The sequence below is a fragment of the Bradyrhizobium sp. U531 genome (genome assembly GCF_051710265.1).
Classification (GTDB): Bacteria; Pseudomonadota; Alphaproteobacteria; order Rhizobiales; family Xanthobacteraceae; genus Bradyrhizobium.
The window spans coordinates 327,939-348,727 of sequence record NZ_JASVEN010000001.1 but is presented as its reverse complement, the minus strand read 5'-3'; the positions used below and the strand labels follow the sequence as shown (position 1 = coordinate 348,727).

Genomic DNA, 20,789 nt, shown 5'->3' with positions numbered 1-20,789 from the left:
AATGCCCGCAGGATACCGGTGAAGCATTGTGCGAGGCTGGCGTGCGGAAGCGGCTGCTTCGCCCCTCGCGACGCCTCCGTGGACCGCTCGCTCACGCGCCGCAGCGCTCGCGCGGCACACTCCCGTGACCGAAAGTTGATCACTGCGGACTGGAAAATGCCGCAGCGAGGAAATAGCTCCGGGAGCGGCACTTTTCAGCAGCCTCTGCGTGTGATACGGTACCGTATCAACATCGCCTTGAACTGTGCCAAGCACGCAAACGGAGGCTGGCATGATGGGGTTCGCGCGCGCCGGGTTTTTCGCTCCCGCGTGGCTGTTTCTGTTGATCGGCTGTGCGATGGCACAGCCCGCGGCCAATTCGGGCTGCACGGCATCGCCGTCGGCCGCAGGCACGCAGGTGTGGCGCTGCGACAACGGCATCACCATCGTGGCCGAAAGTGGCGCCAGATTTGAACTTAAGGACACTAACCGCGACGGACATATAGACTCCGTGGAATTGAGCAGCAAAGCGCTGCTGGTCGAAGTGCCCAAGAAGCCCGGCGGCAATCCCTTCAAGGTGCTGACGCCGCAAGCGATCGCCGCCGTGCGCGGCACCAGATGGGCCGTCGATGTCGCAGATGCCAAGACATCGGTCTTCGTTGCGGACGGACGTGTCGGCGTCACGCGCAGAAGCCGCGGACGCGGCGTCGTGCTTGGACCGGGCGAAGGCGTCGACGTCGAGGCAACCGGCCCGCTGACCGTCAAGACATGGGGCCAGCCGCGCGTCGATGCGCTGATGGCAAGATTGGGCCAATAGGGGCCCGGTCGATACAGCCGGCCAACGAGGCCGGATCATTGAGGCCCGCGCAGCAAGGCACGGGCGACAGAGAAGATTGCCGTACCTGAAGTAGATTGCAGTAGCTGATGACGAGACGCGTTCAGATCCTGGTGGCCCTTGCCCTCACCGCACTGTGGGGCGCGGGCATCTATGCCGCGCACGCCAAGGGCCATCTGCGCTTTCTCGACCGGCTCGAGGCAACGCTGACCGATTGGCGAACCCAGATTCGCGGCGTGCAGCGTCCGCCCGATCTCGTCACCATCGTCGCGATCGACGATACCGTCGTGAAGCGCGGCGGCAGCTATCCGCTGCCGCGCGCCGACCTCGCCCGCGTCGTCGACACCATCGTGCAGTTCAAGCCGAAGGTCGTCGCGATCGACCTCCTGCTGGTCGACCGCAGCGCCGCGATCGGCGACGCGACGCTGGCCAACACGCTGGCGACCGGCCCCATGGTGCTGGCCGCCGCGGCGATCTTCCCGTCCGCCAGCGAGACCGTGGAGCCGAACAGCGAGGGCCCCCTCGCCGTGCTGCCCCAGGCCGAACGCTTCCTGCTGCCGTTGCCGGCGTTTGCCGACCACGCCGAGGTCGGCGTCGTCAATGTCGCGACGGGGCAGTCGGGCTCGCCGCTCTCGGTGCCGATGCTGTTCCGCACCCAGGACAAGGTCGAACTGTCGTTTCCCTTGCGGGTCGCCGCCCGCGCGCTCGACAAGGCACTGACGATCGCCTCGGATCACCTCATGCTCGGCAACCGCGCGGTGCCGACCGATGCCGATTTCGCGCTGCCGATCACCTATTACGGTCCGCGCCGCACCATCCGCACCGTCAGCGCGCAGAGCATTTTCGACGGCACGCTCGACCGCGCGGCGATCGAGAACCGGATCGTCGTGATCGGCGCCTCGGTCGCCGGCGGCGGCGACTTCTATCCCACGCCGTTCGATTCCCTGATGCCCGGCGTCGAAGTTGTCTCGACCGCGATCACGCATCTCGTTGCCGGCGACGGCATCGTGCGCGATTACAGGGTTCGTATCGCCGACGCGCTCGCGGCGATCCTGCTTCCGATGCTGCTGGTCGGCCTGCTGGCCTGGCGGCGCAGCGCGCTCGGCATCGTGGCCGCCGCCGCGGTGGTGATGGCCTGGGCCGGACTCAATGCGCTCGCATTCACGCACGGCATCTGGCTGAACGCAGCAACGACGCTCGCCGCCGCAGTGCCGCCGGTTGCGATCTTCGCCGGCGTGCAACTCTGGGCCGGCGGCCGCCGCACGCAATATCTCGCAGCCAAGAGCAGGTCGCTCGCCCAGTTTCAGGCGCCCGCGGTGCAGGAGTGGCTGGCCCGCGATCCCAACTTCCTGTCAAAACCCGTCCGGCAGAACGCAGCGGTGGTCTTCATCGACCTCTCCGGCTTCACGGGCCTGAGCGAGCGGACCGATCCGGACGCGATCCAGGAGGTGCTGAAGGCATTTCATGCGCTGATCGACCGGACCGCGGTCGATTGCGGCGGCACGATCACGGGCTTTCTCGGCGATGGCGCCATGATCCTGTTTGGGCTTCCGGGCGCGATGCCCGACGATCCGGCGCGTGCGCTGAAATGCGCGATCGACTTGCATCGCGGCATCGAACGCTGGATCGCGTCGCTGCCGCCGGCCATCGGCGATCGGCTCGGCTTCAAGATCGGCGCGCATTTCGGCGAGATCGTCGCCTCCCGTCTCGGCGAAAGCCATCAGCACATCACGGCCACCGGCGACACCGTCAACGTCGCGAGCCGGCTGATGGAGGTGGCCGTCCAGAATGGCGCGCGGCTCGCGCTGAGCGATACGCTGCTGGATGCCGCCGACTTCCACGGCGCTCCCGACGGCGTCCTGTCGGGCCCCCTCCTCGCCCGCGTCCGCGGCCGTTCGGGCGTCGTGACGGTGTGGTTCTGGCGCGATCACAGCGGGCCGGGCCAGGCTGCGACAAAGGCCGAGATGATCGACTGACAGTTGTTGCTATCGACTCAGCACTCCACTTTCATCCCCGCGAACGCGGGGATCCTTACCGCGTGATCCTTCGATGAGCGCAGGTCGCCGTACCGGCTGAAGAGCCGCCCACGAACGGTCTTCGTCAAACTTCTCCCTGGGGGTATGGGTCCCCGCGTGCGCGGGGACGACAAGCAGCTACCTCGCCTCGGGCGGCGGCGAGCGGTCGAGCACGTCGCCCTTGGCGTCTTCCAGCAGATCGATGCCGTAGGTCTCGACCACGAGCGGGCCGCGCTTGCGCTGCAATTGCGCAACCTGTGTGACCTTCGCGAACAGAGCGTTGAGGGAGGGGTGACCATCGGGGCGCAGCTCGTCGACATAAAGCAGCTTGCCCGCAAGCAGCTTGGGATCGGGCTCGCCCATGTTGACCCAGCGGATGCGTTGGTTCTGCTGCAGCACGCAGGTGCCGCGCGGCAGGTAGAAGGCGAGCCAGCCGGTGGTCCCGTAGTCCTGTGCGAGCACGCAGGTCGCGCCATGGCGCACGCGCTCGGCTTCGATCCCCGCGGCAAGCTCGCGCCAGCCGACGCCGACGCTGCGCACCGTCGCGTCGCGGCGATAGCCGGACAGCCAGCCGGTGTTGGCCTGCACGACCAGCGCGATGAACATCACGGTGCCCGCGGGCGCGGCCCAGCGGAGGCAGAAATCCACGACGCGGCGCGCACGCGGCCTCCACTGCACGAGATTGGCTCCGGCGGCCGCTGCGAGGACGAACGGCGGATAGACCGGCGCGAACCAATTGGCCTCAACCCGGGCGTGCAGCGAATGCCAGACGAAATAGGCGACGATGGTCCAGAACAGCGCTTCGATCAGCACGCGCGAGGCCAGCGCGCCGGCGCGCTGCCAGGTCAGCGCGTGCAGGCCCATCGCACCGAGGATGAAGACCAGCGGCGTCGCGAACGCGATCTGGGCCGGGATCAACTCGGCAATGAAAACGGGGCGGAAGTCTTCGATCTTCGCGCGGCCGAGCTGCTTTGCGAACGAGACCCATTGATGATCGGCATTCCAGAGGATCACCGGCGAGAACAGGGCCAGCGCAACGATGCCGCCGAGATAGGGCCAGGGCGAGAGGAACCAGCGCCGCAGCTTCGGCACGCAAATGAGCCAGATCAGGATCGCGGCGCCAAAGAACATCGCCGTGTATTTCGACAGCAGCGCGGCGCCGACGGCCGCGCCGACGGCAAGCCACCAGACACCGCGGCCGGTCTCGAGCACCTTGGCGAGGAAGAACAGCACGAAGCTGGAGGCAACCAGCAGCGGCGCGTCCGGCGTCACGATCAGCGTGCCGACGGAGGCGAGCAGCGTTGCATTGAGCAGGATGGCGCTGGTCGCCGCGACCCGCACCCCGCCGAACAGGATCGCCGCGGAGCGGTAGATCGCATAGCTCATCGGCAGCGCCAGGAGGATGGAAAATACGCGGACGCCGAGCTCGGTATCGCCCGCGATCATGGTGCCGGCGCGGATCACATAGGCGACCATCGGCGGATGGTCGTAATAACCGCCCGCCAGGTTCTTCGACCACATCCAGTAATAGGCTTCGTCGAAGGTAATCGGCGTGACGGCGGCCGCGACCAGCCGCAGGGCCACCAGCGCGAAAATCACCAGCGCGGTGTTGCGGACGATCCGCGCGTCAGCTCCAGCCATCTTCCGGCTATTTCTTGCGCCAGACGAACAGGCCTGACATCGCGTAATTCCACACCACGCCCATCAGGGCACCGGCCATGCCGGCCAGCCACCAGATCGGCTCCTGGTCGTAGACCGAGAAGGCGACGCCGACATTGGCGAGCAGACCGACGCTGCACACGATGTAGAAAGCGATCAGGCCGCGCAGCAGCGCAAAACCCTTCAGCCGCTGGTCGCGATAGGTGAGGAAGTTGTTGAGAACGAAATTGCTGGTCATGGCGACGATGGCGCCGGCCGCCTGCGCTTCCGCGAACGGCGCCTTGAACAGCTGAAGGCCGATGAACAGCGTCGCGAGATGCACCACGAGGCCGATGCTGCCGACCATCGCGAACAAAACGAAACGCAGCGAAACGATGTCGTTGGTCAGCTTGGCGAGCACGAGGCCGAGGAAATCGAGCGCGACCATGGAGTCGAGCTTGCTCTCGCCGTGCTGGCGGGCACCGAAGGTGTAGGGAATCTCGACGGCCCGCAACGTGCCGTGCGCGGTCGCGACGACGTCGAGCAGGATCTTGAAGCCGTGCACCGACAGTTTCGGCGCGAGCTGCTCGAACCGATCGCGGCGAACCATGAAGAAACCGCTCATGGGGTCGGCGATCTCGACCCGCAGCATCTTCCTGGCGACCTCGGTCGCCAGCGCGCTGGCGCCGGCGCGCTGCTTGTTGAAGCCTTCGCTCTTGTAGCCCTCGATGTAGCGGCTGCCGACCACGAGATCGGCCTGGTCGCTCGCGAGCAGCAACAGCATCTTCGGCAGCTGCGTCTCGTCGTGCTGAAGGTCGGCATCGATCACGGCCACGAAGGGCGCGCTGGAGGCCAGGATGCCCTCGATGCAGGCGCCGGACAGGCCGCGGCGGCCGATGCGGCGGATGCAGCGCACGCGGCTGTCCTGCTGCGCCAGCGCGCGCACCACATCCCAGGTCCCGTCGGGCGAATTGTCGTCGACGAACACGACCTCCCAGGCGACATTGGCGAGCGTCGCCTCCAGCCGCCGGTACAGCACCGTGACGTTGTCGCGCTCGTTGAAGGTCGGGACGATGACCGATAGTTCCGGGCCCTCTTGGGCCTGAGGCGGATGGTCGGAGCCCGGTCTGATCGCTTCATTCATGACGGCAGCGTATATCCGTCGCGTCCTGCGCTGCCAAGTTCTTGCGCCGCCAAGCCGGGAGGTCTGTGGGAATCGGCCCAAAGGGGCCCCAAAATGCCAACGACCCCGGAACGGCCGGCTGCGCGTACATCCGGCGCAAGCCTTAAGCTATTCCAAGGTCGTCCCAGCGCCGGAGTTTTCGCTCAACGTCGCCGTTAAAGACTAGATAGGAACGCCAGGACCGCTCCGCAAGGGGCCGGAAACCGGAATTCTCGTGCCTTATTGGTTCGGCACTTCCCGGATGATCGGGCCCCGCGGCGCCGGCGCGGCGGGGGCTGCGGGCGCCGCAGCCGGGGCCGGCTCGAGCTTCGCCGGCTTGGGCGGCTTGCCGTACTGCCCGATGGGGCCGAACACGACGGCCACTGCAAGCACGATCGCGGCGACGACCGCGCCCAAAATGCCCCCCATCGACTCAGACGCCATGGAAACCCATCCCTCATCCAGATACGCCCCGTGATACCACGGAAGCGCGCGGAGCCGGAAGGGCCCCTACTTCGCCGGGGGCCTGTGTTTGACGAAAGCGGTCACAATGTCCTTCTGCGCGGACTCGACCGCCCGGTTCGCGGTCGCGAGATGAGCGCCGGAATCGATGCTCGGATATTGCGTGGTGAGATAGTCCAGCAGCGCCACCCGGTAGTATTGCCGCTCCGACGGACAGGCACTCGCGACCGAACGGCCGAAATCCTGTTCCGTTTTTCCCTGATTGCTGTCGCGCGAATATTCCCGCGCCAGACAATGCCAGTAATCGTCGCGGCCCTGCTGGGCGAGCTTCTGTGCGCCCTTGGCGTCGTCGTCATCCGCCTTGACCGAGGACATCATGGCAGCAGATGTCATCATGATAAGCGCCGCTCCCAGCATCAGCATCCGCATCTTGTTCTCCCTTGTCGCAGATCGCACCGCCGAGCTTAGACCGGAGGCGAGAACTGGCCAATCACATCTCGTTTGACTAGGATGAGGCCTCCCCTTCCCGTCGATGCGAGATCCTCCGTGGCCAAAGCAAAAACCGCGTCAAAAAAATCAGGCAACATCTTCATCGGCATCGGCGGCTGGACCTTCGAGCCCTGGCGCGGCGTGTTCTATCCGGAAAAGCTGACGCAGGCGAAGGAGCTGTCCTATGCAGCCTCGAAGCTGACCTCGATCGAGATCAACGGCACCTATTACGGCTCGCAGAAGCCGGAAAGCTTCCGCAAATGGGCGAGCGAGGTGCCCGATGGTTTCGTGTTCTCGGTGAAGGGCCCGCGCTTTGCCACCAACCGCCGCGTGCTGGCCGAGGCCGGTGATTCCATCAAGCGGTTCTATGATTCCGGCGTGCTGGAACTCGGCGACCATCTCGGACCGGTGCTGTGGCAGTTCGCGCCGACGAAAAAGTTCGACGGCGCCGATTTCGGCAAGTTCCTCGAGCTGCTGCCGCGCAAGCTCGAGGGGCGCGCGCTGCGTCATGTCGTCGAGGTCCGCCACGACAGCTTCTGCACGCCGGATTTCATCGCGCTGATCCGCGAATTCGAGACGCCCGTGGTGTTCGCCGAGCACGGCAAATACCCCGCCATCGCCGACGTGGCCGGCGATTTCGTCTACGCCCGGCTGCAGAAGGGCGATGACGAGATCAAGACCTGCTATCCGCCCAAGCAGCTCGATGCCTGGGCCGAGCGTTTCAAGGATTGGGCCTCGGGCGGCGAACCCGGCGACCTGCCGAAAGTCGACAAGGCCAAGCCCAAGAAAGAGCCGCGCGACGTGTTCGCCTACGTCATCCACGAGGGCAAGGTACGTGCCCCGCACGGCGCCATGGAGCTGATCGCGCGGGTAAGCTGAGGACGGTTGATGGCAAAAGCGAAGAAGCTCTTCACCATCGGTTATGAGCAGACGCCGCCCAAGGCGGTGCTCGACGAGCTGCAGGACGCCGGGGTCAAGCTCGTGGTCGACGTGCGCGCGGTGACGTCGTCGCGCCGGCCGGGCTTTTCCAAGAAACAGCTGTCGGCCGGCCTCGACGAACGCGGCATCGCCTATGTCCACCTCGCCGCGCTCGGCACGCCGAAGGAAGGCCGCCTCGCCGCGCGGAGCGGTCAGTATGATTTGCTGGAGAAGATATTCTCAAAACACCTGAAGGCGCCCGAGGCCAGAGAAGCCATGGACGAGCTCTCGGCGCTGGTGAAGAAGGCGGGCCCGGTGTGCCTGCTCTGCTACGAGCGCGACCACACCCATTGCCACCGCCAGATGATCGCGGAGATCATCGAAGAACGCGATGGGGTGACGGTGAAGAATTTGGCGGGGCGGCAGGTGTAGCCAGCGCCGGCTTCAGCCGTAGCCGTCATCCTGAGGTGGCCGCTTCTTCAGCGGCCCTCGAAGGACGACGGCGTGCCCCCGAGGTTGCAGCTCGGCTGTTCATCCTTCGAGGCTCGCAAGGGCTCGCACCTCAGGATGACGGGAGAGACCTTACCCCTCCCCCGCCAACCTAAACGTCCCCTCCATCATCTGCACGCATTGCCCGCCGACATGGGAGGAGACGATCTTGCCGTCCTGCTTGCGCACGCGCGTCAGCAGGATGCTCGGCCGGCCCATGTCGAAACCCTGGCCGACGGTGAGCTTCAGTTCGCCATCGCGCGCGGGATCGAGTTCGGCGAACAGCGCGGCCGCGGCGACCGTCGCGCTGCCGGTGGCGGGATCCTCCACGAGGCCGCTGGCGCCGCGCATGAACATCCGCGCCTGGCGGTCGCAAGGCGCCTCGGACGCGGCCACGTCGCGCGTATAGAACCACACCGAGACGGCGCCATCGCGCGGCAGCACCCTGCCGAAGGCGGCCGCGTCGGGCCTCGCCCGCTTGAGCGCATCGCGCGAATGCAGCTCCGCCACCAGAAACGGCGTCCCCACGCCGACGACCTGTGGCGCGTGATGGTCGGTCCTGATGTCGTCGGCGCCCAAGGAGATGCAGGAAGCGACATCAGCGGCGGAAACTTCCGCCAGTCGCGACAGCGGCTGCGGCGCGGTCAGCTCGGTGCTGACCACCTTGCCCTGCTCTCTGCGAATCTCGACCGGCACGAGGCCCGCTTTCTCCTCGAACAGCAGGCGCGGCTTCGGCTCCTTGGCGAAGCTCGCCAACACGAAGGAGGTGCCGATATTGGGATGGCCCGCGAACGGCATCTCGCGGACAGGCGTGAAGATGCGCACCTCCGCGTCATTGGCCTTGTCGCGCGGCGGCAGCACGAAGGTGGTCTCGGAATAGTTGAACTCGGTGGCGACGGTCTGCATCTGAGTCGTCGAAAGCCCGCCGGCATCGAGCACCACGGCGAGCTGATTGCCGCCGAAGGCGCGGTCGGTGAACACGTCGACGGTGATGTAGCGGCGCTGCATCGTCATTCCCCCATGCAAGTCGCGGCCAATAGCCGGCCGCATCGCCGGCAGTCTACAGGCCGGCGACATCGCCCGTCATGCCCCAAAATTCGGAGCAATCGGAGCAATGGCAATGACGCGTTGGAAGACGACGCTCCAGAGATACGCAGCGCCGGGCCGGCAAGCTTTCACCAGCCCGACGCTGTCTGCTTGTCAGTAGGCGTACGAGGCGCCCGTGCTCGGCAGGCAAGGCGGCTGCGTGTAGGGCGCAGAAGCATACGCGCCCTCGGCCGGAGCCCTGACGCAGCTGTCGGTCGCCGCCTGAGTGACAACAGCGCGAGGATGCGCAGCGTGCCGGACCGATGCGGCGTAAGTCGGGGCAGCGGCAGCCGCGATCAAGGCGGCCGCAATGAGGGTCATTCGGGTCATTGGCTTTCTCCGTATCACGAGTGGAGGCCGAGGGGTTTCGGCTTCCACAATGCAATACGCGAAAGCTACCTCTGATATTTCATCACACGCGTTCACCGAAGCGCGACCCGCTTCAACGAACCGCGACCCACATGTGAAGACGCCCTACCCCAATTGAAACACCGCGACCTTCTGCTCATAGCCGCGTACGGTTACCTCGCCGAGCGCGACAGCGTCGCTGCCGTCCTCGCCCAATGCCTCGCGCACGGTCGCGGAGATCAGGAGCTGCGAGCCGAACTCCTTGTTCAGCGCTTCGAGCCGCGAGGCGAAGTTCACGGTGTCGCCGATGACCGTATATTCCTTGCGCCGGGGCGAGCCGATATTGCCGGCGACGACCTCACCGAAATGAATGCCGATGCCGATGCGCAGCGGCCAGCTCGTCTGCGCGTTGATGCGGTCCATCGCGCGCAGCATGTCGCGGCCTGCGGCAACCGCGCGCTGCGCGGCATCGGAGGCCTCCAGCGGGGCGCCGAACAGTGCGAGAAAACCATCGCCCAGGAATTTGTTCACGATGCCGCCGTGGCGATCGAGGATGTCCACCAGCACTGCAAAGGCGCCGTCGAGCCGATCCACCACCTCTTGGGGGCTGCGCGATTGCGCACCAGCCGTGAAGCCACGGAAATCGACGAACATCACCGCGACGCGGCGGAGATCGCCGCCCCCGCTGGTGCCCGCCGCCATCAGTCGCTCCACCACCTGCGGCGAGACGTGCTGGCCGAACAGGTTCGTGACCCGGTCCCGCGCGGTCGCCGCCGCAATGCTCGCGGCGAACTGGCGACGCAGCTGCGCACCGACCGCACCCGCCAGCACGCCACATATCAGGATGACGACGCTGCGCACGGCATGCAGATAGATCAGGGGATCGCCGGCCTCGTCAGCCGAATTGTAGTACAGCGCGACGGAGAGAAGCCCGGCCGCGGCGACGAAACCCGTGAATGCAGAGAGCCAGAAGTCGAGCCGCAGGGTCGAGAGGATGACGAAGATGAAGTACATCAGCGGCACGGCGAAGCCGAGCGCCTGGGTCGCGCCCATGGTCCGGATCTGCAGAACGAGAATCAGCGTCGGGAGCGACGTCTCGATCAGCGTGCCGATATAGCGCCGGATCACCGGCAGGTCGCGATCGAGGCGGAGATTCTTCCTGATCTGGGTGTGTACCCAGACTTCGAACAGGATGAAGCCGACCAGAAGGCCGTAGACCTCGACAATCCCCTCGGTTCCGCGCCAGACCCGGTTCACCACGGTCGGATCGATCATGTAGATCGCGGTGAGCAGCAGCATCATGATGCAGCCCGTCATGATCAGGGCCCGCACCCGCAATAGCTCGGTGCGCAGCACTTCACGTGTCAGCTCGCGTTCGAACTCTTCCGACAGCACGGCGTGGTGCCGTGTCCTTCTGCTCGCAAACCTGACCATTCCGCCCCCTTGTCATTCCAGTGCGCGGCGAAGCCGTGAACCCGGAATCTCGAGATTCCGGGGGCAATGCTAGCGCATCGCCCCGGAAGGACCCGAGAGACAGTTTGCCTCAATCCAGCGTGCGGCGGAAGCGCGTCACGGCGATGGTCATGGCGAGCAGCATCAGGGCCGCCAGGGCCAGCGTGTCGAAGCGCAGATTCTGCATGGTCGCGCCCTTCAGCATGATGGCGCGGACGATCCGCAAGTAGTGGGTCAGCGGCAGGCATTCGCCGACATATTGCGCCCAGGCCGGCATCCCTGCGAACGGGAACATGAAGCCGGACAGCAGGATGCTCGGCAGGAAGAACATCATCGACATCTGCATGGCCTGGAGCTGGTTCTGCACCACCGTCGAGATGGTGTAGCCGATCGACAAATTGGTGGTGATGAACAACGTCGAGAGCAGAGCCAGCAGGAACAGATTGCCGAGCACGGGCACGCCGAACAGGCCGACACCGATGCCGATGATGAGGAAGGCCTGGACGAAGCCGACCAGCACGTAAGGCACGATCTTGCCGAACATCACCTCGACCGGCCTGATCGGCATCGACAACAGGCTCTCCATGGTGCCGCGCTCGACCTCGCGCGTCACAGAGAGCGCGGTGAAGATCAGCATGGTCATGGTGAGGATGGTGCCGACGAGGCCCGGCACGATGTTCAGGCTGGAGGACGCCGCCGGGTTGTAGCGGGCATGGGCGCGGATCTCGAACGGCATCTCCGGGGGATCGCCGATATAGAGATCGTGCTTGAGCGCGGTCTGCACGATCATGCCGAGCGAGCCGATCGCCGAGCTCGCCGCCACCGGATCGGTCGCATCGGCCGCGACCAGCAGCGCCGGCCTCTCGCCGCGCCGCACCGCGCGCTCGAAGCCGCGCGGGATCTCGACGCCGAACAGCACCTTGCCGGATTTCAGGAGGTTGTCGAAATCCTCGACGTCGTGCACCTCGTAGAGGAAGCGGAAATAGGCGGTGTTCTCCAGCGCCTTCAGGATCGAGCGGGCGAGATCGGAGTCCTCCTGAAGCAGCACCGCGCTCGGCAGATGGTGCGGCGTGGTGTTGATGGCATAGCCGAACAGCATGAGCTGCATCACCGGCAGCATCACGATCATCGCGAACGACACCCGGTCGCGCTTGAGCTGGATGAACTCCTTGATCAGCATCGCATAGGAGCGCCGCAGAAAGCCGAAGCGCTCGCGGATGGCGTAGGCCGGGGTTTGGGGCCGGGCTGCAGCCGGACGATCGGCGGTGCTCATTGGAAATTGTCCTTCGAGCGCCCCATCAGCTCGATGAAGACGTCCTCCAGCGAAGGCGACGATTGATGCCAGTGCAGGCCGCTTCTCTGCCGCCACGGCGCGATGCTGGCCTCTAACGCGGGAACGTCACGGCCGGACACGTGCAGCGAGGTGCCGAACGGCGCCACCATGTCGACCCCGGCCTTGCCGGTGAGCTCGGCCGCGAGCGCGTTGAGATCCTCTCCGGTCACGGTGTAGGTCGTCAGTGCGGACTTCGCGATCACCTCCTCCACGGTGCCGTGCACCAGCAGATGGCCGTAGGCGATGTAGGCGATCTCGTGACAGCGCTCCGCTTCATCCATGTAATGGGTGGAAACCAGCACCGTGAGGCCCTCGGCGGCCAGCGCATGGATCTCGTTCCAGAAGTCGCGCCGCGCCTTTGGATCGACGCCGGCGGTGGGCTCGTCCAGTAGCAGCAATTGCGGATTGGGCAGCGTGCAGGCCCCCAGCGCCAGCCGCTGCTTCCAGCCGCCCGAGAGCTCGCCGGCGAGCTGCTCCTCGCGGCCCGATAACCCGAGCCGCTTGATCATGTCGCGCGCGGCACCGCGTGCGTCGGCGAGACCATAGAGCCGCGCGACGAATTCGAGGTTCTCGCGCACGGAAAGATCCTGGTAAAGGCTGAAGCGCTGGGTCATGTAGCCGACCTGGCGCTTGATCTTCTCGGCATCTTTGAGAATGTCGTAGCCGAGGCAGGTGCCCTCGCCGCTGTCGGGCGTGAGCAGACCGCAGAGGATGCGGATGGTCGTGGTCTTGCCGGAGCCGTTGGGCCCGAGGAAGCCGTAGATCGATCCGCGCCTCACCTGCATCGACAGATCGTGCACGACCTCACGGCCGCCGAACGATTTGCTCAGGCCCTTGACGTCGATCGCGATGCCGTTGCCGCCGCTCATCGCTTGTCCGCCACCGGGGTCTTTGGATTGAAATAGACGTCGATCGGCTGTCCGACACGCAGTGCGTCGGGACGCGAAGGGCGCGCCTGGATCAGATAGACCAGCTTGTTGCGCTCTTCGAGACTGTAGATGACGGGTGGGGTGTATTCGGCCGACGTCGCGATGAAATAGATCTTCGCGGTGAGATCGGCCGCGCAATTGTCACAGGACACGCGGACCGTATCACCGATCGAAAGCTTCGGCAGCGCGGTCTCCGGCACGAAGAAGCGCAGCTTCATGTTGCCGGGCGGCATGATCGACAGCACCGGCCGCTGCGCCGCCACCATCTCTCCTTCACGGAAATAGATCTGCTGGATGGTGCCGGCAACGGGCGCAAAGCCCTTGCGCCGCGCCATCCGCGTCTCCGACGTCGCCACCCGCGCTTCGGCGACGCGTAGCGAAGACACCGCAGAATCGAGGTTGGCTTGCGTGCCCGAGCCGGTCTTGCTCAACGAGGCCGCGCGGTCATAGGTCTGCTGCGCGTTGGCCAGCGTCGCCTTTTGCTGGTTGAGATCGGCGAGCTGGAGATCGTCATCGACGGAATAAAGCTGATCGCCGACCTTGACCTCGTCGCCCTCGCGGATGTTCAGCTTCGTGACGCGGCCGGCCTCATCCGGGCTGACATAGATCATGTCGGCCTCGACCCAGCCCTGAAATCCGGGCTCGCGCTTCTCCTTGCAGCCGGCAAGACCGGTTGCGAGGACGATGGCCAATGCAAATACAGGGATTACCCGCGACGACGTCATGTCGTCCTCCGTTCGCCAAAAATCAAATCGAGATGGACGCGCAGCATGTCCTGCGCGTCGAGGGGCGCGTGCCGCGCAAACAGGCTCTGCCAGATCACCGCAATCATCGCCGGTGCGACCAGTATCTGCGGATAGCGCGCGAGGTTCTTGTGCTGGATCTCGCCGCGAGCGATGCCGAGCTCGATCAGCGCGCGCATGGCCGCGATCCCGCGCGAGACGACCTCGCGGTAGTAGAAATCGGCGACGGCCGGAAAGCGCGGCCCCTCCGCCACGATCAGCCGCACGAGATCGCCACGCCTGGTGCCGATCACCTCTCTCAGGAAGTTTCCGGCAAAGGCCTCGATGAGGTCCCGCACCGAGCCGGTCGGCGGCGGCAGCGTGGTCAGCCGCTCCACCACCGGCACGATCACGATGCGCACCAGCTCTTCGAACATCGATTCCTTGTCCTTGAAGTGCAGGTAGATCGTGCCCTTCGCCACGCCGGCGCGCTTGGCGATGTCGTCGAGGCGCGTTGCGGCAAAGCCGCGGGCGATGAACTCCTCCATCGCAGCCTCCACGATCGCCGCGCGCCGCTCCAGCGCGCGCACAGCGCGGTTCGAGGCCGGCAGCTTTCCGCCGGTCGCGGGCGCATGCTCCGCGCTCTCTGCGGGCGGTTTTGCCAACTTCGTCGACTTCTTCGTCATGACGCAATTTATGACTGACTAGTCAGTCATAGTCAATGATTGCCGCCCGTCTGAGTGGAGCGGAATGAATTAGCCTTGACTAATTCATTAGCTATCGCTAATTGAAAGGCATGACCGAAGCCGCTCCAAACCCCGTCACCACCGTGATGCGCGCCCTCGCCGATCCGACGCGGCGCGCGGTGTTCGAGCGCGTGTTCGAGAGCAAGGAGATCAGCGTCGCCGAGCTGACCCGCGGCAGTGGCGTCACCCAGGGCGCGATCTCGCAGCACCTGAAGTCCCTCAAGCAGGCCGGCCTCGTGGCCGAGCGGGCCGAGGGCCGCAATGTCTATTACCGCGCCGCGCCGCAAGGGCTCGAGCCCCTGGTCACCTGGATCGACCATTACGGCGTGTTCTGGCGCGAGCGCTTCCAGAACCTGCGTGACTTGTTGAAGGAGATCGATCCGTGAGTGCAGTTGCTTCCAAGGTCCAGACTCAGAACATCGTCATCGACGAGGTCTTCCCTCACGCGGTCACAACCGTCTGGAAGGCACTGACCAGCGCCGAGTTGATCTCGCGCTGGCTGATGCCACCGACCGGCTTCGAGGCCGTCGAAGGCAACACCTTCACGTTCAAGACCAATCCGGCCGGCGCGTGGGACGGCACGATCCGTTGCCGCGTCCTGGAGGTCGTGCCGAACCAGCGCTTCGCCTATGCCTGGAAGGGCGGCGACGAAAGCAATACGGGTTACGGCTCGGCGCTCGACACGGTCGTCACCTGGTCCCTCACCCCGGTCGAAGCAGGCACGCGCGTGCGCGTGGTGCATTCGGGCTTCGTGACGCCCAAGAACGATACCGCCTATCGCAACATGAGCGACGGCTGGGTCAAGGTGCTGCAGCGCCTCGATGCCATCGCGGGTGAAGACAGTTGAGGACGCATCGCAATGGACAAGCCCTATACCGGCGGCTGCGCCTGCGGCGCGATCCGCTATTCGATTGAAGGTGCGCCGCTGTTCAGCAACCACTGTCAGTGCAGGGACTGCCAGCGCGATAGCGGCAGCGGCCACGGCTCATATGCGACGTTCGCGCGCGCCGGCGTCACGTTGACGGGCCAGGCCGCGCGCTGGGACATGGTTGGCGACAGCGGCAATGTGAAGACGCGTGGCTTCTGCCCGGTTTGCGGCACGGCCGTTTACATGACCTTCGCGGCCATGCCCGACATCTTCACCATTCGCGCCGCAAGCCTCGACGAGCCCGCCCGCTACAAGCCGCAAGTCGTCACCTACGCCGCGCGGGGGCACGGCTGGGATCACCTAGATCCCAGCCTGCCAAAATTTGCGGGCATGCCGCCGGGGTGAAGCGATGGATTCACGCGTTTTCTTTGCGCGAATTGGAATCCACTTCGCTCGAAAACGCTTCAGCCGAAATCGAGCACCATGCGGCCCTCGATCTTGCCGGCCTTCATCCGGTCGAAGACGTTGTTGATCTCCGAGAGCGGCACCTTGGCGACTTCGGCCTTGACCTTGCCGTCGGCGGCGAAAGCGATGGCTTCATCGAGGTCGCGGCGGGTGCCGACGATCGAGCCGCGCACCGTGATGCGCTTGAGCACGACGTCGAAGATCGGCGTCGGGAATTCTCCCGGCGGCAGGCCGACGAGGCTGACGGTGCCTTTCCGCCGGACCATCTTCAGCGCCTGGGCGAACGCCGGGGTCGAGACCGCCGTCACCAGCACGCCGTGGGCTCCGCCTCCGGTCGCCGCCAGCACCTTGTCCACCGCATCGGCTGCGAGCGCGTTCACCGCAAGATCGGCGCCGGTCTCGCGGGCAAGCGCGAGCTTGTCCTCGGCGATGTCGACGGCCGCAACCTTGAGCCCCATCGCCTTGGCGTACTGAACCGCGACGTGGCCGAGCCCGCCGACGCCTGAGATCACCACCCACTCGCCGGGCCTGGCTTCGGTCTCCTTCAGGCCCTTGTAGGTCGTGACGCCGGCGCACAGGATCGGCGCAATCGCGGCGAAATCGACCGTCGCCGGCAGCTTTGCCGTGAAGGCGGCCGAGGCGATGACATATTCGGCGAAGCCGCCATTCACGCTGTAGCCGGTGTTGTGCTGATGCTCGCACAGCGTCTCCCAGCCGGTCTCGCAATATTCACAGGACATGCAGGCGTCGTGCAGCCAGGCAACGCCGACGGCATCTCCGACTTTTAGATTCTTCACGCCGGATCCGAGCGCGGCGACGATCCCGGCAACCTCATGGCCCGGGATGAAAGGAGGCACTGGCTTCACCGGCCAGTCGCCGGAGGCTGCATGCAGGTCGGTATGGCAGACGCCGCAGGCCTTCACCTTGACCAGAACCTCGCCGGGACCGGGCTGCGGCACCGGCGCGTCCTCGATCACCAGCGGCTTGCCGAATTGCTTGACGACTGCGGCTTTCATGGTCGGCATCTGTCTGCTCCTGTTGTGCTTGCGAAACAGGATAGCGACGCCGCCCGGCACGCCTTTGATGGGGGTCAAACAGCCCAAAGTTTGCGCAAGGCCGCCCTCACCATGACACCACGGTGACACCGACGAATGCCGACATGTCAGCTATGGAACTTGAGACCATCGAGGATCTTGTCGATCACCTTGCGCTCCGCACGCATCGCGATGCCGACGAGATTGAGATCGTTGCGGGCCACCGCCCTCACCGCTTCACGGTTGGCGGCATCGTGCGTCGTGCTGAACATGTCCTCGGTATAGACCGCCGGCTTGACGCTGCGCGCGAGCGCGCGGTCCAGCGCGCGCGACAAGGCCGGGCCGTCGGCGCCATAGATCAGGATCGGCTGGCCGATCAGCGCATGATAGTTCGTGCCGGAAGCGTCTTCATAGGCTTCGCCGATGCATTCGGGAAAGGCCGCGGCGATGCCGCTGGTGAGAAAGGAGGCGACGTTGAGCTTCTGCCAAGCCTGAAGATCGGTGCGGATCACGACCGCGATCTTGGTATCGAACTGCATGCAATTCCTCGACTGTCATTCCTGATAGCGATGCTACGCATCGCCCAGGACTGACAGCAAGACAAATCAGCCCTTCGCGTCGCAGGCCCAGGCGCGGATCACGCATTCCTTGCCGCCGAACTTGTAGCATTCGCGCGTGGCGGCGTTGAGCGAGGCGGAGATCTTCGGCTTGACGGCGTAGCCGTAGGCGCCGCAGGGATTGGCGAGATCGACCGACATCGCGGCGCACGCGCGCTTCATGGTCACGGTGGTGCAATCGCCCTTGCACTGCTTCTGCGCCGCGGCACGCGCGTCGTGCTCGTGGCCATAGTCGAAGGCCTGGCCATAAGCGCCGCACTTGCCGACCGCAAACGCGCCGGCGGCGTGGGCTTCTGTAATATAGCGGGCGCCGGCGACACAAATCGACAGCACAAAGAAAAACATCGCGCAGCGGCGCGCGACGACGTTCGAAGCCATGGAAAAAACCCCTCCCCCCAAGGCAGGCGGAGGTACTCTAAGCGGCGGTCGTTTCCAGATGGTGAACGGGGAGTTGAAATCGACGAGTTGAGAGGTCCCGTAGGGCGGATTAGCGGAGCGTAATCCGCCTCTTTCGTTTCCGCGGGGAAACACAACGGCGGATTACGCCTTCGGCTAATCCGCCCTACGCAGCTTCATCCGCGCCGGGCAGCTTCCAGCGCCTGAGGCGTGTCGATGTCGAGGAAGGCACTCTCGCCATCCACGGGCACTTCGGCCACGGCCTCGGTATGCTTGGCGATCAGATGCCGCGCGCCGATATCTCCGTCGAGGGTCATCAATTCCCTAAAGAAGCGGCGCGACCACAGCACGGGGTTGCCGCGGCGGCCTTCGCTGACGGGCACGACGATGAGATTGCCGCGATCCGGCGCAAAGCCGTCGATGAGGCGGTCGATCAGGCCGGCATCGATCAGCGGCATGTCGCCGAGGCAGACCACGGCGCCGTCGCTGGCATCGGACACGGCGGCGATGCCGGATTTGACCGAGCTTGCGATGCCGCCGGCGAAATCCGGATTCCGGACGAAGCGCACTTTCAGGCCCTGCAGCGCCTGCTCGACCAGATCGGCCTGATGGCCGGTGACGACGATCACCTCGGAGGCCTTCGACGCCAGCGCCTGCTCGGTCGCAAGGCGCACCAGTTTCTTGCCGTCGAGCTCGGCGAGCAGCTTGTTCGGGCCGCCCATGCGCGTGGAGCGTCCCGCCGCGAGCACAATGGCGGCGACGTGGCTGTTGCCCTCGGTTTCGGGTTTGGCGCGTGGCTGCGGCCGCGTCACGATCTCCATCAGCAGGCCGCCGACGCCCATGCCCATCAACTCGGACCGCGTCACCTTGATGCCGGCGAGCAGCCGCATCAACACCCAGTCAAACCCGTTCTCGACCGGCGAGCGCGCACAGCCCGGCGCGCCCAGCACCGGCACGCCGCCGGCCCGCGCGATCAGCAGGAGATTGCCGGGATCGACCGGCATGCCGAAATGCTCAATCTCGCCGCCGATACCGGTGACGGCCGCGGGAATCACGTCGCGGCGGTCCGCGATCGCGGAGGCCCCGAACACGATGACGAGCTCGGCACCGAGGCCGAGCAGTTCCTTGATCGCAGCCGACAGCGCAGCTTCCTCGTGCTGCACCCGTCGCTCCGCGATGATGCCGGCGCCGGCCGGCGCAAGCCGCTCGGCGGTGACGCGCAGCGTCTTGTCGATCACCTTGGAGGACAGGCCCGGCAGCAGCGTCGAAACCACGCCGACGCGCTTGATCACGTAAGGCGCGACCTTCAGCACGTCCCTGCCCGCCGCCTTCACCGCGGCATCGCGCAAGTCGCCTTCGACCCCGAACGGGATGATCTTGACGGTGCCGACCATCTCGCCTTCGACCACCGGCTTGTAGGCGGTGAGCGTTGCAAAGGTGATGGCCTCGTCGATGTTGTTGATGCGATCCACCGCAGCGCGGTCGATCACCAGCACGCCGGGGCGCGCGGCGAACAAATTGGCGCGGCCGGTGAAGGCGCGCTCGACATGGATGCCCTCGCCGCCGACGGCCAGCGCGATTCCCGCGGCCGCGACGTCCTCGGAGACGTCGCCCGCCTCCATGCGCACCACGACGATCTCCTTGATGCCGGCGCGGGTGAGCGCCTCGACCTCGGCGGGGCCGATGGTCGTGCCCTTCTTCAGCACCAGCGGTCCCTGGCGCAGGGTGTGGACGGTCACCCCGCCGATGGCATCCTTGGGGTTCGCCGGGCCGAATTTCATGCCGCTTCTTCTTTTTCTTTGGGAGGCAGGCGGAGCACCGCCGTGATTTCGGCCATGATGGACACCGCGATCTCGGACGGTGACACCGCGCCGATCGCAAGCCCGATCGGCGCGTGGATGCGCGCGATGTCGCTTTCCTTCGCGCCCTGCGCCCGCAGCCGGTCGCCGCGCTTGGCGTGCGTCTTCCGCGAACCGAGCGCTCCGATATAGAAGCAGCCGCGCTCGAACGCATGCAGCAACGCGGGATCGTCGATCTTGGGATCGTGCGTCACCGCGACGAACGCCGTGTAGGCATCGACATTGAGCGGCGGCAGCGCGGTGTCCGGCCATTCGGCGACGAGCGGAATGTCGGGGAAGCGCTCGGGGCTCGCAAAGGCCGTGCGCGGATCGACCACCGTCACGTCATAGCCGAGCGAGCGCGCCAGCGGCGCCAGCGCCTGGCTGATATGGACCGCGCCGATGATGACGAGCTTTGCGGTCGGCGCGTAGACGTTGAGGAAGAGCTTCTTGCCGCCGGCTTCAACATTGGCGCTCTTGCCCATGCGAAGCTGCTTCTCCAGCTCGGCGCGCAGAGGATCTCTGGCAAAATCCTGCGCCTTCACCAGGCGCTGCTCGCCGCTCTCGGTGTCGGTCACCAGGATCGCCGGCCGGCGCGCGGTGCGCTCGGCATTGAGTTCGTGCAGGATTGCGAGCTTCACGGCTAACCGACCTTCTCGACGAAGACGCGGATGGTGCCGCCGCAGGACAGCCCGACATTCCAGGCGGTCTCGTCGGCGACGCCGAACTCCAGCATGCGCGGTTTGCCACTCTGGATCACATCCATGGCCTCGGTGACCACCGCGCCCTCGACGCAGCCGCCGGAGACCGACCCCAGAAACGAGCCCTCGTCGTTGATGACGAGACTCGAACCAGCCGGGCGCGGCGCCGAACCCCAGGTCTCAACGACAGTCGCCAATGCGACGCCACGGCCGGCCTTCTGCCAGTCCTCCGCCGCCTTCAGGATATCCTCGTCGCGATCGAGCATG

General features: G+C 65.6%; 23 protein-coding genes. 7 read left to right on the top strand and 16 right to left on the bottom strand.

Translation table 11 applies throughout. The features are described 5' to 3' along the window. Window positions 1-271: 271 nt before the first annotated feature. Window positions 272-796: a FecR domain-containing protein gene (locus QRQ56_RS01680; protein ID WP_438737161.1), complete on the top strand. Its 525-nt coding sequence runs from the start codon at window positions 272-274 to the stop codon at window positions 794-796. Window positions 797-903: 107 nt separating this feature from the next. Next, window positions 904-2,790, top strand: coding sequence for a CHASE2 domain-containing protein (locus tag QRQ56_RS01675; RefSeq protein ID WP_438737159.1), 1,887 nt, complete (start codon window positions 904-906; stop codon window positions 2,788-2,790). A 177-nt stretch (window positions 2,791-2,967) separates the two neighbouring features. Here the strand turns inward: QRQ56_RS01675 and QRQ56_RS01670 are convergent, their stop codons facing one another. From QRQ56_RS01670 to QRQ56_RS01655, 4 genes are all read right to left on the bottom strand, one after another. After that, complete coding sequence (locus tag QRQ56_RS01670; protein WP_438737157.1) at window positions 2,968-4,470, bottom strand: glycosyltransferase family 39 protein; 1,503 nt, start codon at window positions 4,468-4,470, stop codon at window positions 2,968-2,970. 7 nt (window positions 4,471-4,477) lie between these two features. Next, window positions 4,478-5,611 carry a glycosyltransferase family 2 protein gene (locus QRQ56_RS01665; protein ID WP_438737156.1) on the bottom strand — a complete coding sequence of 378 codons (1,134 nt, stop codon included), beginning with the start codon at window positions 5,609-5,611 and terminating at the stop codon, window positions 4,478-4,480. A 258-nt stretch (window positions 5,612-5,869) separates the two neighbouring features. Continuing rightward, window positions 5,870-6,073, bottom strand: a complete 204-nt coding sequence (locus QRQ56_RS01660) for a hypothetical protein (RefSeq protein WP_438737154.1) — start codon at window positions 6,071-6,073, stop codon at window positions 5,870-5,872. Window positions 6,074-6,139: 66 nt separating this feature from the next. After that, window positions 6,140-6,520, bottom strand: a complete 381-nt coding sequence (locus QRQ56_RS01655) for a hypothetical protein (protein WP_438737152.1) — start codon at window positions 6,518-6,520, stop codon at window positions 6,140-6,142. A 117-nt stretch (window positions 6,521-6,637) separates the two neighbouring features. Here QRQ56_RS01655 and QRQ56_RS01650 point away from each other — a divergent pair, with 117 nt between their 5' ends. Both QRQ56_RS01650 and QRQ56_RS01645 read left to right on the top strand, forming a co-directional pair. Continuing rightward, the gene (locus QRQ56_RS01650) at window positions 6,638-7,459 is read left to right on the top strand and encodes a DUF72 domain-containing protein (RefSeq protein ID WP_438737150.1); all 822 of its coding nucleotides are present in this window, start codon (window positions 6,638-6,640) and stop codon (window positions 7,457-7,459) included. Between the two features lie 9 nt (window positions 7,460-7,468). After that, window positions 7,469-7,930, top strand: a complete 462-nt coding sequence (locus QRQ56_RS01645) for a DUF488 domain-containing protein (protein WP_438737149.1) — start codon at window positions 7,469-7,471, stop codon at window positions 7,928-7,930. Window positions 7,931-8,080: 150 nt separating this feature from the next. Here the strand turns inward: QRQ56_RS01645 and QRQ56_RS01640 are convergent, their stop codons facing one another. The 6 genes from QRQ56_RS01640 to QRQ56_RS01615 all read right to left on the bottom strand — a co-directional run bounded on the left by QRQ56_RS01640 (window position 8,081) and on the right by QRQ56_RS01615 (window position 14,543). After that, complete coding sequence (locus tag QRQ56_RS01640; protein ID WP_438740045.1) at window positions 8,081-8,995, bottom strand: PhzF family phenazine biosynthesis protein; 915 nt, start codon at window positions 8,993-8,995, stop codon at window positions 8,081-8,083. Between the two features lie 552 nt (window positions 8,996-9,547). After that, window positions 9,548-10,855 (bottom strand): adenylate/guanylate cyclase domain-containing protein, encoded by a 1,308-nt coding sequence (locus QRQ56_RS01635; RefSeq protein WP_438737147.1) that lies wholly within the window; start codon window positions 10,853-10,855, stop codon window positions 9,548-9,550. A 109-nt stretch (window positions 10,856-10,964) separates the two neighbouring features. Beyond that, entirely contained in the window at window positions 10,965-12,146 is a 1,182-nt protein-coding gene (locus QRQ56_RS01630) for an ABC transporter permease (protein ID WP_438737145.1), read from the bottom strand. Beyond that, window positions 12,143-13,075 carry an ABC transporter ATP-binding protein gene (locus QRQ56_RS01625; protein WP_438737143.1) on the bottom strand — a complete coding sequence of 311 codons (933 nt, stop codon included), beginning with the start codon at window positions 13,073-13,075 and terminating at the stop codon, window positions 12,143-12,145. Before QRQ56_RS01625 ends, QRQ56_RS01630 begins: the two co-directional genes overlap by 4 nt. After that, window positions 13,072-13,860 carry an HlyD family secretion protein gene (locus QRQ56_RS01620; RefSeq protein WP_438737141.1) on the bottom strand — a complete coding sequence of 263 codons (789 nt, stop codon included), beginning with the start codon at window positions 13,858-13,860 and terminating at the stop codon, window positions 13,072-13,074. The genes QRQ56_RS01625 and QRQ56_RS01620 overlap by 4 nt, the downstream gene beginning before the upstream one ends. Further along, window positions 13,857-14,543 (bottom strand): TetR/AcrR family transcriptional regulator, encoded by a 687-nt coding sequence (locus QRQ56_RS01615; protein ID WP_438737139.1) that lies wholly within the window; start codon window positions 14,541-14,543, stop codon window positions 13,857-13,859. The genes QRQ56_RS01620 and QRQ56_RS01615 overlap by 4 nt, the downstream gene beginning before the upstream one ends. A gap of 110 nt (window positions 14,544-14,653) precedes the next feature. Here QRQ56_RS01615 and QRQ56_RS01610 point away from each other — a divergent pair, with 110 nt between their 5' ends. The 3 genes from QRQ56_RS01610 to QRQ56_RS01600 are packed head-to-tail and all read left to right on the top strand — an operon-like array spanning window position 14,654 to window position 15,876. Next, entirely contained in the window at window positions 14,654-14,989 is a 336-nt protein-coding gene (locus tag QRQ56_RS01610) for an ArsR/SmtB family transcription factor (protein WP_438737138.1), read from the top strand. Then, window positions 14,986-15,450 (top strand): SRPBCC family protein, encoded by a 465-nt coding sequence (locus QRQ56_RS01605; RefSeq protein ID WP_438737136.1) that lies wholly within the window; start codon window positions 14,986-14,988, stop codon window positions 15,448-15,450. The genes QRQ56_RS01610 and QRQ56_RS01605 overlap by 4 nt, the downstream gene beginning before the upstream one ends. Before the next feature lie 12 nt (window positions 15,451-15,462). Next, on the top strand, window positions 15,463-15,876 hold the full coding sequence (locus tag QRQ56_RS01600) for a GFA family protein (protein ID WP_438737134.1): 414 nt from the start codon (window positions 15,463-15,465) through the stop codon (window positions 15,874-15,876). Between the two features lie 59 nt (window positions 15,877-15,935). On the opposite strand, the gene adhP is transcribed toward QRQ56_RS01600, so the two are convergent. The 6 genes from adhP to QRQ56_RS01570 all read right to left on the bottom strand — a co-directional run bounded on the left by adhP (window position 15,936) and on the right by QRQ56_RS01570 (window position 20,788). Beyond that, window positions 15,936-16,961 (bottom strand): alcohol dehydrogenase AdhP, encoded by a 1,026-nt coding sequence (gene adhP, locus QRQ56_RS01595; RefSeq protein WP_438737132.1) that lies wholly within the window; start codon window positions 16,959-16,961, stop codon window positions 15,936-15,938. A gap of 137 nt (window positions 16,962-17,098) precedes the next feature. After that, the gene (locus QRQ56_RS01590) at window positions 17,099-17,509 is read right to left on the bottom strand and encodes a DUF2000 family protein (protein ID WP_438737130.1); all 411 of its coding nucleotides are present in this window, start codon (window positions 17,507-17,509) and stop codon (window positions 17,099-17,101) included. Window positions 17,510-17,575: 66 nt separating this feature from the next. Then, window positions 17,576-17,965 (bottom strand): DUF4189 domain-containing protein, encoded by a 390-nt coding sequence (locus QRQ56_RS01585; RefSeq protein WP_438737128.1) that lies wholly within the window; start codon window positions 17,963-17,965, stop codon window positions 17,576-17,578. A gap of 194 nt (window positions 17,966-18,159) precedes the next feature. Next, on the bottom strand, window positions 18,160-19,764 hold the full coding sequence (locus tag QRQ56_RS01580; RefSeq protein ID WP_438737126.1) for an NTP transferase domain-containing protein: 1,605 nt from the start codon (window positions 19,762-19,764) through the stop codon (window positions 18,160-18,162). Next, complete coding sequence (locus QRQ56_RS01575) at window positions 19,761-20,462, bottom strand: XdhC family protein (RefSeq protein WP_438737124.1); 702 nt, start codon at window positions 20,460-20,462, stop codon at window positions 19,761-19,763. Before QRQ56_RS01575 ends, QRQ56_RS01580 begins: the two co-directional genes overlap by 4 nt. Before the next feature lie 2 nt (window positions 20,463-20,464). Continuing rightward, complete coding sequence (locus QRQ56_RS01570; RefSeq protein ID WP_438737122.1) at window positions 20,465-20,788, bottom strand: XdhC family protein; 324 nt, start codon at window positions 20,786-20,788, stop codon at window positions 20,465-20,467. Window position 20,789 lies beyond the last annotated feature (1 nt).

What these genes read in the sequence shown, in the direction of transcription:
- QRQ56_RS01680 (WP_438737161.1), top strand. Translation starts at nt 272, where the DNA reads ATGATGGGGTTCGCGCGCGCCGGGTTTTTCGCTCCCGCGTGGCTGTTT.
- QRQ56_RS01675 (WP_438737159.1), top strand. Translation starts at nt 904, where the DNA reads ATGACGAGACGCGTTCAGATCCTGGTGGCCCTTGCCCTCACCGCACTG.
- QRQ56_RS01670 (WP_438737157.1), bottom strand. Translation starts at nt 4,470, where the DNA reads ATGGCTGGAGCTGACGCGCGGATCGTCCGCAACACCGCGCTGGTGATT.
- QRQ56_RS01665 (WP_438737156.1), bottom strand. Translation starts at nt 5,611, where the DNA reads ATGAATGAAGCGATCAGACCGGGCTCCGACCATCCGCCTCAGGCCCAA.
- QRQ56_RS01660 (WP_438737154.1), bottom strand. Translation starts at nt 6,073, where the DNA reads ATGGCGTCTGAGTCGATGGGGGGCATTTTGGGCGCGGTCGTCGCCGCG.
- QRQ56_RS01655 (WP_438737152.1), bottom strand. Translation starts at nt 6,520, where the DNA reads ATGCGGATGCTGATGCTGGGAGCGGCGCTTATCATGATGACATCTGCT.
- QRQ56_RS01645 (WP_438737149.1), top strand. Translation starts at nt 7,469, where the DNA reads ATGGCAAAAGCGAAGAAGCTCTTCACCATCGGTTATGAGCAGACGCCG.
- QRQ56_RS01640 (WP_438740045.1), bottom strand. Translation starts at nt 8,995, where the DNA reads ATGCAGCGCCGCTACATCACCGTCGACGTGTTCACCGACCGCGCCTTC.
- QRQ56_RS01635 (WP_438737147.1), bottom strand. Translation starts at nt 10,855, where the DNA reads ATGGTCAGGTTTGCGAGCAGAAGGACACGGCACCACGCCGTGCTGTCG.
- QRQ56_RS01630 (WP_438737145.1), bottom strand. Translation starts at nt 12,146, where the DNA reads ATGAGCACCGCCGATCGTCCGGCTGCAGCCCGGCCCCAAACCCCGGCC.
- QRQ56_RS01625 (WP_438737143.1), bottom strand. Translation starts at nt 13,075, where the DNA reads ATGAGCGGCGGCAACGGCATCGCGATCGACGTCAAGGGCCTGAGCAAA.
- QRQ56_RS01620 (WP_438737141.1), bottom strand. Translation starts at nt 13,860, where the DNA reads ATGACGTCGTCGCGGGTAATCCCTGTATTTGCATTGGCCATCGTCCTC.
- QRQ56_RS01615 (WP_438737139.1), bottom strand. Translation starts at nt 14,543, where the DNA reads ATGACGAAGAAGTCGACGAAGTTGGCAAAACCGCCCGCAGAGAGCGCG.
- QRQ56_RS01610 (WP_438737138.1), top strand. Translation starts at nt 14,654, where the DNA reads ATGACCGAAGCCGCTCCAAACCCCGTCACCACCGTGATGCGCGCCCTC.
- QRQ56_RS01600 (WP_438737134.1), top strand. Translation starts at nt 15,463, where the DNA reads ATGGACAAGCCCTATACCGGCGGCTGCGCCTGCGGCGCGATCCGCTAT.
- adhP (WP_438737132.1), bottom strand. Translation starts at nt 16,961, where the DNA reads ATGCCGACCATGAAAGCCGCAGTCGTCAAGCAATTCGGCAAGCCGCTG.
- QRQ56_RS01590 (WP_438737130.1), bottom strand. Translation starts at nt 17,509, where the DNA reads ATGCAGTTCGATACCAAGATCGCGGTCGTGATCCGCACCGATCTTCAG.
- QRQ56_RS01585 (WP_438737128.1), bottom strand. Translation starts at nt 17,965, where the DNA reads ATGGCTTCGAACGTCGTCGCGCGCCGCTGCGCGATGTTTTTCTTTGTG.
- QRQ56_RS01580 (WP_438737126.1), bottom strand. Translation starts at nt 19,764, where the DNA reads ATGAAATTCGGCCCGGCGAACCCCAAGGATGCCATCGGCGGGGTGACC.
- QRQ56_RS01570 (WP_438737122.1), bottom strand. Translation starts at nt 20,788, where the DNA reads ATGCTCGATCGCGACGAGGATATCCTGAAGGCGGCGGAGGACTGGCAG.